At 37.8% G+C, this 12,034-nt stretch carries 11 protein-coding genes; 7 read left to right on the top strand and 4 right to left on the bottom strand.

Annotated features, from left to right (window positions below; translation table 11 throughout):
• Nucleotides 1–182: 182 nt before the first annotated feature.
• The 7 genes from SAGCYANO_RS16170 to SAGCYANO_RS16140 all read left to right on the top strand — a co-directional run bounded on the left by SAGCYANO_RS16170 (nucleotide 183) and on the right by SAGCYANO_RS16140 (nucleotide 9,005).
• Nucleotides 183–3,446 (top strand): pentapeptide repeat-containing protein, encoded by a 3,264-nt coding sequence (locus SAGCYANO_RS16170; RefSeq protein WP_237396222.1) that lies wholly within the window; start codon nucleotides 183–185, stop codon nucleotides 3,444–3,446.
• A 147-nt stretch (nucleotides 3,447–3,593) separates the two neighbouring features.
• A complete protein-coding gene (locus tag SAGCYANO_RS16165) occupies nucleotides 3,594–3,953 on the top strand; it encodes a prepilin-type N-terminal cleavage/methylation domain-containing protein (RefSeq protein WP_202221027.1) in 360 nt (119 codons plus the stop codon).
• 430 nt (nucleotides 3,954–4,383) lie between these two features.
• Complete coding sequence (locus SAGCYANO_RS16160; protein WP_202221026.1) at nucleotides 4,384–4,557, top strand: hypothetical protein; 174 nt, start codon at nucleotides 4,384–4,386, stop codon at nucleotides 4,555–4,557.
• A gap of 67 nt (nucleotides 4,558–4,624) precedes the next feature.
• Nucleotides 4,625–5,446: a PEP-CTERM sorting domain-containing protein gene (locus SAGCYANO_RS16155; protein WP_202221025.1), complete on the top strand. Its 822-nt coding sequence runs from the start codon at nucleotides 4,625–4,627 to the stop codon at nucleotides 5,444–5,446.
• A 312-nt stretch (nucleotides 5,447–5,758) separates the two neighbouring features.
• Nucleotides 5,759–6,433 (top strand): tetratricopeptide repeat protein, encoded by a 675-nt coding sequence (locus SAGCYANO_RS16150; RefSeq protein ID WP_202221024.1) that lies wholly within the window; start codon nucleotides 5,759–5,761, stop codon nucleotides 6,431–6,433.
• A gap of 881 nt (nucleotides 6,434–7,314) precedes the next feature.
• Complete coding sequence (locus tag SAGCYANO_RS16145; RefSeq protein WP_202221023.1) at nucleotides 7,315–7,800, top strand: TerB family tellurite resistance protein; 486 nt, start codon at nucleotides 7,315–7,317, stop codon at nucleotides 7,798–7,800.
• Nucleotides 7,801–8,111: 311 nt separating this feature from the next.
• A complete protein-coding gene (locus SAGCYANO_RS16140; RefSeq protein ID WP_202221022.1) occupies nucleotides 8,112–9,005 on the top strand; it encodes a tRNA-dependent cyclodipeptide synthase in 894 nt (297 codons plus the stop codon).
• A 684-nt stretch (nucleotides 9,006–9,689) separates the two neighbouring features.
• Here the strand turns inward: SAGCYANO_RS16140 and SAGCYANO_RS16135 are convergent.
• Genes SAGCYANO_RS16135 through SAGCYANO_RS16120 form a run of 4 tightly spaced genes read right to left on the bottom strand, consistent with a single transcriptional unit; the run spans nucleotide 9,690 to nucleotide 11,911 of the window.
• Entirely contained in the window at nucleotides 9,690–10,031 is a 342-nt protein-coding gene (locus SAGCYANO_RS16135; RefSeq protein ID WP_237396221.1) for a hypothetical protein, read from the bottom strand.
• Nucleotides 10,032–10,086: 55 nt separating this feature from the next.
• Nucleotides 10,087–10,758, bottom strand: coding sequence for a pentapeptide repeat-containing protein (locus SAGCYANO_RS16130; protein WP_375339948.1), 672 nt, complete (start codon nucleotides 10,756–10,758; stop codon nucleotides 10,087–10,089).
• An 11-nt stretch (nucleotides 10,759–10,769) separates the two neighbouring features.
• Nucleotides 10,770–11,591: a protein kinase gene (locus SAGCYANO_RS16125; protein WP_202221019.1), complete on the bottom strand. Its 822-nt coding sequence runs from the start codon at nucleotides 11,589–11,591 to the stop codon at nucleotides 10,770–10,772.
• Nucleotides 11,555–11,911 (bottom strand): protein kinase family protein, encoded by a 357-nt coding sequence (locus SAGCYANO_RS16120; RefSeq protein WP_202221018.1) that lies wholly within the window; start codon nucleotides 11,909–11,911, stop codon nucleotides 11,555–11,557. Before SAGCYANO_RS16120 ends, SAGCYANO_RS16125 begins: the two co-directional genes overlap by 37 nt.
• Between the last annotated feature and the right edge of the window lie 123 nt (nucleotides 11,912–12,034).

The raw sequence follows: 12,034 nt of genomic DNA, 5'->3' as shown, positions 1-12,034 counted from the left end.
TAATTCATTCATCTAAACAACCACTTTTCAGTTATCAGTTATCAGTTATCAGTTATCAGTTAACAGTTATCAGTTATCAATTAACAGTTATTAGTCATCTTTAGATGACTTCTGCTGTGAGCCAAGAAATTTATTTATTGGCGGATAAAAAAGAATCACTTAATTTTTCAGGGGCAAATATAATGCTAATTCATACATCCACACAACCACGAAAAAATTATCAAGGTCGTTCATTTAAAAATCGAGATTTGACTGGTCAAGACTTCTCTTTTGCAGATATAAGAGGAGCAGATTTTACTGGAGCAAATCTCACAGGTGCTAAGTTCAATTATGCTTTAGCAGGATTAACAAAATCTCAGAAAATCATCATATTTATTGTTACAGCTATCCTATCTATAACTGCAGGTATCGCAGTAGTTATTGCTGTCTATCTTCCCATTGATTTTCTTCTTCCTAAACCAAACGAACCAATTCCAATTAATGTCGGTGCAGTTATTTTTATATTTCTAGAATTTGTCAATATTAGTATATTGATAATTACTATTCGTCAAAGCATTCAAAAAATAATAGGGTATTTATTTTCTGTCATTCCTATAATAATGGTCATAATTTACATACTTGGAGGAGTGCTTGGTATTGGGGAGGAAAATGCTAGAGAATGGTATGCTTTGTTAGGAAAGTTTTTGAGTTTATTGGGAATTACAGAAGCACAGTTTGTTGAATGGACTGGAAAGTTAAGATATTTCAGATTTAACAGTATTGTTCAGAACTTAAATGATAATAGCTCCATTGATATAATTGTTAGCTTTATTATCTGTGTATTCGCAATATTTGTCTTAATTGTTACTCTCAGTTTAGCAGTAGCTTTAGCTGAAATTATTGCTGAAAAATGGTTGGGACATATAGCAGTAACTGGAGCAGGAATACTAGCAGTAATTGCCACAGGAATTACTACTCATAGCTTGGATGACCATTATATAGACAAAATGTCTTATTTATGGATGGTTATTATTCTCACTGTATCTCTTTCTCTCACCCTAATATTAATAGGTAGACGTATCTCCAAAATAATCTTAAACGAAGACGAAAATAATCTTTTTATCCTTAAATTTGCTATTGCCATTGGAACTCTAGGAGGCACCTGTTTTAAAAATGCTAATTTAACCGATGCCGACTTTAGTCACGCCATTCTTAAAAGTACAAATTTTCGATTTGCTAATACTACTAGAACATTCTGGCGACAAACCAAATATTTAAAATTTGCCAGAGTCGAAGCAACTATATTAGAAGATATAAAAGTCAGAGAATTATTAAGAACTGGATACGGAAGAGACCAACAATATATAAGTGCCAACTTAAGAGGAGCAAACCTCATGAGTGCCGACCTGAGTAATGCCAATTTCAAACTAGCAGACTTAGGAGAAGCTTCTCTTAAAGCTGCCAACTTAAAGGGTGCAAATTTAACCGAAACATTAGCAATAGGCACTAACTTTACCACCGCTCAAATGTCAGGAACCTGTCTAGAAGCTTGGAATATCGACCACACTACCATCCTCGATAATATTGAATCAAAATATATCTATTTATTAGAGAAACCAAAACCAGAAACAGACGACAGAGAACGTCGCCCCAGTAGTGGATATTTCCAAGCAGGAGACTTTACAAAATTATTCCAAGAAGTCTTGAATACTGTAGACTTAATTTTCCGAAATGGTCTAAACTTCAAAGCTTTTATGTCATCTTTCCAACAGGTACAAGTAGAAAATCAAGGCATTCCGATGGAAATTAAATCTATGGAAAATAAAGGCGATGGAGTAGTAGTAGTAAAAATCGACGTACCCCCAGAAACTAACAAAGAAAAAATCCATCAGGAATTTGTACAAATCTATGATGAAACTGTCATAGCGTTAGAAGAAAAATATCAGCAAAAGTTGGAAGGAATAGAAAAACAAATTAGTCTCTACCATCGAAAAACAGAGGAAACTGAATATCGAATGTTCTTCATGAATCAGATATTAAAAACACAAACATCTGCCAATGCCATAACCAGAGAAAAATTAGTTATTCTCAATTTTGAAGGTGGGAGCTTGGCAAAAGGTTTTACCAGAATTAAAGCCTATATCTGGTCAGATAGTCATCCTCTACCAATGGATATTACCAGTAAATTACCCTCAAACTTAGAAATTTATCAACTCTATCAACAGTGGAGCCAAAAATATCAAAAATTAATAGAACTGTATCAAGATTTAAGCTTGACCCCTAGAATCAAAATCAAAAAAGACCAGGCGACAAATTTTTCTATAAAAGATAGACAGGAAATAATTAGTCAGATTCAAGAATTAGAGAAAGAGTGGCGATCGCTCCTGAATGAATGGTTAAGTTTTCCCAGTTTTGCTCGGATAGAAAATCAACTACGAACTAAAATTAAACCCTCAGATAAAATCCGATTAATTATTCAATCTGAAGATAATTTAATCCAACGCCTTCCCTGGCATTTATGGAATTTTTTCTCAGATTATCAATTTGCTGAAACTGCCATAGCTCTCCCAGAAGCTAACCGAGTTGAAAAGTTAAATATTGCTCGGGAAAAAATCCGCATCTTAGCAATTTTTGGACATGACAAAGGTCTCAATATTCAGGCAGACAAACAATATTTAGAAAATCTTCCAGATGAAGCCGAAACCTTATCTTTAGTCAAACCAACCAGGCAAGAATTAGACCAAAAATTATGGGATGACAAAGGTTGGGATATTATTTGTTTTTCCGGTCATAGTCAAAGTGAAAAAGATGGAAGTACCGGATACTTTGATTTAGATAATCAAACCAAAATCAAAATTGAAGAATTAGAAAATGCCCTAAAAACAGCTATTAGTAGAGGTCTCAAATTAGCCATTTTTAATTCTTGTGATGGATTAGGTTTAGCCAGACAATTTGCTCAACTACATATCCCCGCAATTATAGTCATGCGAGAACCAGTTCCAGACATAGTCGCCCAGGAATTTTTCCAGAATTTTCTGCAATTATTTTCTAGTGGTAAATCTCTATATATTTCCGTGCGAAAAGCCAGGGAAAAATTACAAGGATTAGAAGATAAATTTCCTAGTGCAAGTTGGTTGCCAATAATTTGTCAAAATCCAGCCGAAACTCCTCCTAATTGGCGACACTTACATGGAATTTATCAACCTAATTTTGAGGAAATTTTGACAGATTTAAAATTAGCTATTGAAACGGAAACTTGGTTAACCCCAGAAGATAAAACAGAAGCCTTACAACAAGTGAAAACTTTGACAGAAATGGGAGAAATTCCCAGTCAAGAAAATCAATATTCTGTGAAGTCAGCCATCAGAATATTAAGAGGTATTGTAGCCGAAAATCCCCCTGCTAATCTGATGAATGAAGCTGTGGAAAAATTGTTAACTTACTTTTTACAGCAGTTTTCTAGTTGATGAAGTACAGAGTTTTATCTTCCTTTGAGTCAATCCTCTCCTTGAAAAGAAGAGGTAATTATTAATTATTAATTATTAATTATTAATTATTAATTATTGAACTAAGCCTTGAAAAAATGTTAACTTACTATTGGAATTAGAGGAACAATGAATAATTTATCTCGTTTTTTGTTACAGCGTTTAAACAACCGAAAAAACACTCAAGGATTTACCTTAATTGAGTTGTTAGTCGTGATTATTATTATTGGAATTTTGTCAGCGATCGCTCTTCCCTCTTTTTTGAATCAAGTCAACAAAGCTAAGGAGGTTGAACCAAGAATGATTATAAATGGTGGAAATAAAAACCAATCAGGTTACTATCTTGAGAAAAATGAATTTACGAATAATTTAGAAATATTAGAAGTACCGAATCAAACAGAAAATTATACATATCAAACTCCGATCGTAGGAACTAAATTCTCATTAATTATAGCTGACCCAAAAAATACAACAATGAGATATTTTTAGGAGTAATATATATAGAAAATGATGCTACTCTCTATCAAAGAGTTTGTAAGGCTTATAAACAAGAATTTCTTGCCAATATTATGCCGAAATTTTTAGACGGGCAACTAGATAAGAGTGAAATAAATGAGTTAGATTCCAAATATTGTGATAGTAAATAATCAGGATTTACACAAAATATCAAATAATACGGCATCTGTAGGGGGAAACGGCCGTTTACCCCTACTAAATATGGTGGTAAAGATAAAAATTTATCATACTATTACATCCGCAAATTCTTAATCTTCAAAAACATAATAAATAATTATCTAAAATATTTAACTACTTTTGCATAATTCTGAGTTTCCCTCCTAAAAAGTTAATTAGAAGCAGAAAAGAGAGGCTAGTTTTTATAGCCATTCACCGCTTCAGACATACTAATGAGGAACAACAAATGTCACTCAGAAAAATCAGAATAACTCAAATTCCCATTCATCGGTTAACAAGTCTCACTCAAGCAGTATTAGTAGCGATCGCTACTACTTGTGGCATCGGAGTCAAAGCAACCCTAGCAGACCCACCACCCGCGCCACCACCTCACACGAAATTACCTCCAGTCTTCTCCTAGCGATCGCCTTTTTTAGTCAAATGGAGCGATCGCCTCTCAATCATTATTTGTTCATTAAGGTAAAGTTATGAAATCATCGAATACTCGTCCAATATTTCTTGGAGTGACTACTTCCCTTTTTCTAGGAATTGTCACATCTCAACCTGCTAAGGCCGCATCTCTTATCAACTTTGAAAGCATACCTAACTGGTATGAGGGGATGCAAATTCACGATCAATTTCTAGATTCTTATGGTATTACTTTTAGTCTCATAGGTGGGGGATATCCTGTATTAGCTGAAGTTGGTGGACCTCGTGCTGCATTCACACGTCAAAATGGAGCGCCCGCAGACACCCCTAAAGGTACAAAAAATGGCACAAGTAAAAACGGTAGTTTCTTTATAACCGATGACGATGGAGGGAAGAAACCACCGAAATCTCTTCTCATTGAATACGATCTACCTGTATCAATTGCATCCGGCGAGATTTTAGATATTGACCGACAGGGACAAAAGGAAAAATGGAGGGTTGTAGCACGCGATCTCTTCGGGAATGAGCTAAAATCTCTTGACTTCTCAAAAAACTCTCCAATGACTGGTGATGGAGTAGCTACTCCTTGGTCATTTGAGAATCTCAGTACAGATATTTCTTCTGTTCTGTTGGAATTTACAGGAACAGCAAAAAATAACATTGGAGTAGGATTTGACAACTTTTTTGCTCAAGTCGCTCAACCAGCTCCTCCGGACCCTAGTCCTGAACCCGATCCTAGTCCTGAACCTGACCCTAGTCCTGAACCTACCCCACCAGGTGGTGGTGAGCAACCAGAGTCTGTTCCCGAACCAAGCACAATGGCAATGCTAGGTTTAACAGCGATCGCTTTACTTGGCTATAAACGCAAACGTCGTAGTTAATTAAACAGGACTTACGCACAGACACTAAATCCAGTGAGGGCGTTAGCGGAGCTTGGCGCTAGCCAATGCCATTCGCCCCTACATATTGTGTTTTCAAAGTTAATTTGCGTAAGTCCTGTTAAATATATTAGATCCCCCCTAACCCCCCTTGACAAGGGGGGAACTGGGTGAAAAATGGCTGCTATGGCAAAATTCATACGAGGTATAGATTTTTATGCACTCATTTCTAAAATTCTTTAGCCCCCCTTACTAAGGGGGGTTGGGGGGATCGTCTTGTTCGGTAAATATCAAAGTTGCAATTAATCACCTATTATGAACAAAATCTGTAAAACAATTCTCATCCTTAGCATCGCTACTACACTCAGTAGCTTAAACATAGCCTGCCAAAAAATAACCAAAGTACAAAAAATCAACGACCGCGCTGTAGAAAAAGTAGCCCAGAAAGACTATCAAGGGGCACTCAATGATTACAACAAAGCCATTGAAAAAAACCCTAACGATGCCATTTTGTACAATAACCGCGCCAACGCTCATTTCCAAGCCAAAAATTATGAACAAGCGATCGAAGACTATAGTCAAGCAATAAAAATTAATCCCAAAATGGCAGACGCTTATTATAATAGAGCTTACGCCAAACAACGACTAGCAGACCTCAAAGGCGCATTATCAGATTACGACAAAGCATTAGAATTTGCTACCGACGAAACTACTAAAATCAAAATCTATGGAAATAGAGGCACCATACATCATGCAGTCAAAAATTACCAAAATGCCTTAAATGACTACGCTCAAGTAATCAAACTCCAACCAGACCTACCTCAGATATATTCCAACCGAGCACACCTTTATTATCAACAGGGAAAAATTCAACAAGCGATCGCCGACTTCCGCAAAGCAGCAGAACTGTATCAACAGCAAGGAAATATTGAATATCAACAACAATTACAAGCGATCGTCTCCAAAATTGAACAAACCAATCAACCTTGAAGAAGGTGGTCGCCTGTAGGTGCGGGTTCCGCGTTAAATTAACAGCCTTCTCCTGACGGAGACGCTGCGCGTTATATGTCGCGGAGTGTTAACGTTTGCGGTAGCATTCCGTTAGGAAAGTTGTGCGCTAGCAAAACGGCTGGAAGTCAGGATTCATATCATCTCTGGTAGCATCGGTATTGTATAGTGAAGTAAGGAAGAAGGAAGAAGGAAGAAGGAAGAGGGAAGAGGGAAGAGGGAAGAAGGCTTAAAAGCGTGAAAAAACGTAAATTTCCTGTAGATATTCACTCTTGATTTTACACAAACGATACCAGCGGACATGATATCAGGAGTCAGGAGTCAGGAGTCAGTAGAATTTTTTTTGCTTTGCTCAGTAATATTAAATAAATCTGCTGCGTATTAGTTTTATGGCGATCGCTAGTTGTCAATTATTTATAGCACTACGCAAATAGGTTAGGACAATTATAGAACCCATTTGGCTTCTATACAGCGCTTTTCGCTCTTGATGAACTACATCGCCATAACCAAAACCCTGTAGGGACCTTGCATGCAACGTTCCTACTGTGGTCTACTGAAATGAAAACCGCTGTAAATCAATTCTTTCCCCCTACTTCCTACTCCCTCTCTTGGTGAAGATGTCTATTAGACATAGGCGTGAAAATCAAAAATAAAATCAATTATTATCCATAAATTATCAATTATTCACCTCCTAGGAGGGAGGGGCGAGGGTGGGTTCCCTGTTCCCTGTTCCCTGTTCCCTGTTCTCTCTTTTCTGGAGATGTCTATTGTTTGAGAAAGACCATTGCCCGAACCTTGACAAAATAAATCAATCTCAAATATAGTAAAACACGGTCCAACCTATAGAGTAAAAGGAGTAAAATATGAGTAGTGGAAAAAGTCTCCAGCTAACAAAATATGCCGAACATCGGTATAAGGCGACTAAACCAATTGATTTTGATGTAGCAGTGAACTACGGTGGCGCATTAATGGCCATCGCTGGAGCAGATGGCGAATTAGCAGAAAAAGAATTTCAGTGGTATATTGATGAACAAGAACTTTTGATGGTAGACCCTGCAGAGTACATTGAAGCGCTTCGCAAATTCGATTGGAAAAACGCTAACATAGAGGAGCTGTTGAGTGGTATCAAGTATGATTTTCCTCTGAATTTTCGCCGCTCCATGTTATACCAAGCTATTAAGATGAGTCGAGCTGATGGAGTTTACCAAGAAAAAGAAAAAGCTGCTGTGGCTAAAGCAGCAGAAATTTTGGGAATTGAGCGTAGTATGCTTGTTAGCATTGAGTCTCTGGCGGAAATGGAAGAAGCAAGCGAGCGACTACGACTTGCTTTATTTGAAACGGAAGTTTAATTCTGCGTTGCACCTGTTTACAGAGGATTTTGATCTGTTGACCTTATGGGCAAATATATCAAAATCCTCAACCGTATTTCAGAGTTAGCCAACTGCATTCATAGTTTGACGGCAGATAATATGGATCATTTTTTTATATTGCGATTGCATTCAAGATTGCCCTCAAGAATATCTAACATAATTAGTATAGCGCTACGCGCAAGTCAACAGTAAGAACTCATAACTCAGAAGTTCCTGACAATGCTATAAGTGGAAATTAAAAAGCCGACATAGTAGATGTTTCAAGCCAAGTAGGAAAATAGTACAATACAATGAGCAATCATCAAGATCCAGAAGAGTTAATTAAAAATTTTGAAAATTTTGACTGGAGTCAACCCTCACTGGAACGTCTAAAGAAGCTTCAATCTACTCTCAGTAAGGCAATTGCCCTCAAAATACAAGAAAAACTAACAAAAGATAGGGCTAGTTTGAGTAAAATTTATGAGTATAAAGCAACATTAGCAAAAGTATTTCCTCAGAGTATGCGTACATCTCTATCTAAGCATGAGAAGTGTGTTTTTGCCATCAGTCTGGGAAGCAAAAATTTTGTTTATAAAGAACGAATTGAAGCCTGTATCAAATGGATTAGTGATAACTTTAAGAATTGTTTAGTGTTAGTTGGTGATAGTATACACCGACTGACAATCGAAGTGAGGCAGGGTATAAAAGGTGATGAAGCTTTGTCAGAGGCAATTCGTACAGGAGAAAAGTTTGTCAATGAAAACAGTTTTCTGTTTGAGGAATACTCCCAAATATGTCGATTTGAGTTCAAGATGATTTCAGAAGTTGAAAAGCAATCTGACTTTAATATTTATTATGAGGAACTTCAGAACCTTTATAAAAAAAACGAATCTTTTCAAACCACGATCGACTCCTTTGCCCAAAAATATCTCAACCGAGGGGAACAAGTGGTAGCAGAGCAAGTGTGGGAACTTCGGCAAAACTATCTGGCAAGAACCTATCTGCTTGAGGAGTCAGCTTTGTTTACCTGCCTTGCCAAAGAAGGATGGCAAGTTTTCGTTTATCCAGGGTCAATCAAAACTTTTGAAGAAATATCAGAGGGATTACATCCAGAAGTACCTGAACCTCTCAAGCAAGTAATCTGGGTAAGTCTGCGTCTTAAAGGACAGAATGCTGCACGTGGAAACAAAAATTCTGGAGAATAAATAAGCGATAAACTGGGTAGTGGTACATTGTGTATAGTATAGCCAGTGGGAGCATCTTGCTCCCGTTCTAAAAGACTGTTTGTCAAATAAATAGGGCTTGCTGATTAAATCTAAAAGCATTGACATATAAAGACTTTGGCCTTTTTGGGGTCGAATTGCAGTGCGCCTGTTTCAGCTCTTCACGCTCAAAAAGTTAGTATTTTAGGCAAGAGTTAGGCAGAAAAATTAAGGGACAATTCTTACTCCTACCTCCTCGCTCATTCCCATTTCTCCCCTCCAGGGAGGGGTTAGGGGTGGGTTGTCTCCTGTCTCCTGACTCCTGACTCCTCCCCATACTACTCATACTTTTTCAGCAAACCCTAAATATTAGCTCGCGTAGTAGAGTGACACATCTAAAACTGTGCATTAGCTTTTAACTTGAAAATTCTGGCGTTGCTGATTCTGGGTATGATGCAAGCCCCCCGAGCAAGCCAATTTTGGGGGGAATAAAACTCTAAAAGTCCCCCAATTTTGGGGGATGCACGGGGGCGTGGACCAGAACCAAACAATCGCACATTCGTACTTCAATTCAGCAACGCCAAAATTCTAACTTTTGACTTTTGACTTTTGACTTTTGAATTGAATCTAATGCACCATTTAAGGTGTGTCAGTCCAGTAGTAGAGTGACACTTCTAAAATGGTGCGTTACGACGGATTGTTAAATGCCACCCGCAGTCTAGATTTTAGCCGTCTAACGCACCATACTGGCGTGACACGCCTAAAACTGTGTAATAGATTTTTGGGTAGTCCTGCATGGTAATGGTGAGGATATATATTTTTTAATTTCTCCCACGCTCCCCATCCCCCATCCCCCCATCCCCCATCCCCCATCTCCCCATCCCCCACACTCTCTCTACCATTACTATGCACCACCACCGATTTTTGTTTCTGTGTCTTTATCTCCCCATTTCCCCAAATTCCACTCCTGGGAGGGGTTAGGAGTGGGTCCCCATCTCCCCACCTAATCCACCATTTTAGCTGTGTCACGCCAATACAAATTTTGCTATATGTGGTGATTATGCCTAAGTTTTGAATTACTCAACTACTCATTCAAACTACCATCAGGCATAATTGCCCCTTCCAAATTTGCCCCTTGCAGATTAGCATTTTCGATATTTGCTCCTTGTAAATTGGCATTCTTCAGGTTAGCTCCCTTGAGGTTAGCTCCTTTAAGGTCAACACCCATTAACTTAGCATTAGCCAAATTTGCTCCTATTAAGTCTGCTCTCCTGAGATTGGCATCTTTTAAAATTGCCCCCCTGAGATCGACACCTCGGAGACTAGCACGATTCATCCTTGTCCCACCTAAATTCGCTCCTCTTAAATTCGCTCCTTTAAAATTCGCTCTAGTGAGTTTAGCATCTTTGAGATTAGCACCTTGCAACAAAGCCGCTTGCAAATTAGAATTCATCAAATTTGCACCAGATAAATTAGCTCGTCGTAAGTTAGCATTCTCTAATTTTGCCCTCATCAAAGTTGCTCCACCAAGGAAAGCTCTTTCCAACTTGGTATTTTGCAAATTAGAACCCATCAAATTTGCTCCCTCTAAACGAGCGCGAGACAAATTAGCTTGCTCTAGTTTAGCCTTAATTAAGTTTGCTCCTTGCATTTGTGCACCTTTGAGGTTAGCATTTTGCAATCTAGCTTCCCTGAGATCGATACCTCTCAAATTAGCTTTGAATAAATCTGCCTCTCGCAAATAAGCATCTTCAATTTTGATAGCTGCTAAGTCAGCACCACGAAGGTTACAACTTTGACATTCTCCAGTTGTTCGTAATTGCTCAACTGCATTCTGACGCGAGATTTTTTGGTGACAATTTCCTGTTGAGGTCTTTGTGTTCTTGGGAAATTAGTTTGTTGTCGTTGCTGTCGAAACACTGTTAAACTGGTAGCTAATATAGCAAGAGCAGCAATACTTGCTACTCCTACTATTGCAGATGTTTTTACAGGCTTGATCGCCATCGTCACATTCTTAAAATTAGCAGCATCCCCAAACATAGGAATTGGCCTCAGTGCTGCCATTGCAGCTGCAGCATTTTCAAAGCGGTCTTTGCTATTGGGAGATACCATTTTCTCTAGCCACATTGTGAATAATGTACTCAGTTGTGGCATTAATTTTTTGACGTTAAAGTTATAGTTGCGGTCTATTAATTTTTTGATGTCTGTACTGCGAGTACCTGTTAGCAAGCAGATTAGAGTTGCGCCTAAACTATATAAGTCAGAATTTATAGTGACAGTACCATTTAATTCTTGTTCTGGTGACATAAACCCTGGAGTACCACTGACACTATCACTTAAAGTATCTTCTATTCCGATCCGCGCAGAACCAAAATTAATTAAATGTGCAATAGGAAATCTTTCACCGTTGGAGTGGGTATCAACTAATATATTTTCTGGTTTGATATTACCGTGAATAATGGGTGGAGTTTGCCTTTGTAAATAAACTAAAATTTCTAAAGTTGAAATAGCAATTTGCTTAATTTGTTCGGGAGTAAAATTTCTTTTTTCTGCTAAAGAATTGCCTTTTGATATTTTGTAATTAAGCAAAATCCTTCGGTGGTTTCTAAAGAGTCTACATAATTGGGAATACGAGGATGTTCTAGTTCTTTGAGAATTTCTACTTCTCGTTCATAAGCTTCAAACCCTGCCCAATTTGCATCACTATCTGCAAAACGAAATTCTTTAATGACAACTTCTTGGTCTTGTTTGAGAGCTAGTCCCTGGTATGTCACTTCTCCTTGGTTTTGGTGACGTTCTATTTCTCTAATAATTTGATAGCCTTGGCTAGAAAGGTCTTGTTTCATGTTAATAGTACCACCGTTTTTTTTTACCTGTAAATGGGGTGCTAATGCAATAAATATTTTCAACAATTATATCATATTTTTGATTTAGTATCAATTACAAATTGTCACAATTCCTGATTATTTGAAGAAGGTAGCTATGCTGAAGGTATCCCCCCTAGGGCTGTTTGATTCTTGATAGACACGGGG

Origin of the sequence: Okeania sp. KiyG1, assembly GCF_014132355.1 — a bacterium.
In the GTDB taxonomy this organism is placed as follows: Bacteria; Cyanobacteriota; Cyanobacteriia; order Cyanobacteriales; family Microcoleaceae; genus Okeania.
This window is presented reverse-complemented; position numbering and strand designations above follow the sequence as displayed.